Source organism: Mesorhizobium sp. M2A.F.Ca.ET.039.01.1.1 (genome assembly GCF_003998035.1).
GTDB lineage: Bacteria > Pseudomonadota > Alphaproteobacteria > Rhizobiales > Rhizobiaceae > Mesorhizobium.
Genome location: NZ_RZRY01001410.1, coordinates 1 through 639 on the forward strand (window position 1 = coordinate 1; position 639 = coordinate 639).

Sequence of the window (639 nt, forward strand, 5' to 3'; positions counted from 1 at the left end):
GTCTATGACAAGGCGCGGGTGACAATCGACAAGAAGCTTGCCGATCGCGTTCCACCATTGGCGCCTTCGGTCGTGGATCAGCAGAAGCGCACGCTTGAAGACGCCATCTCCAGCGTCGAGCGCAGTTATGCCAAAAGCGTTCCCGCCGCCGATCCGCTGGCGGAGCTGGAGCATATCTTCTCCTCCATCGACCGCAACAGGAACCAGCCGACCCACTCCCGCCAGCCGGCGCCGCCCGCGGCTGTGCCGGCGCCGGCTAAGCCGGACCCGTTCAAATCAGAACCCCTCAAGCCGACACCGGCGCCCGCCAGGGCCGAACCGTCCTGGCAAAGCGCGCCGAAGGCGGAGCCGGCGCCGCAAAACCCCGTGAAGACCGAGCCGGCCTGGCAAAGCACGGCAAGGACGGAGCCGAGCTGGCAGGCCGCGCCAGAGGCGGAGCCTGCCGGGCAGAAGGCGCCGCCACCGCCGATGCCGTCGCCGCGCGAGGACGATGTCGGCCTGGCGGGCATGGACGCCGCCGACGCCGAGGACGGCAGCGATGTCTTTGCCAATGACGAGCAGCCGGCGGCCGATACTTTCCAACGGCTGCGGCCTCAGCAGCCGCAGCGCAGGCGCGGCTATGGCGGCCTGATCGCTGCC

Annotated in this window: 1 pseudogene; it reads left to right on the top strand. The window is 69.3% G+C overall.

The window, feature by feature from the left end:
• Nucleotides 1–639: pseudogene (locus EOA24_RS40160) on the top strand (hypothetical protein); the annotation flags it as partial.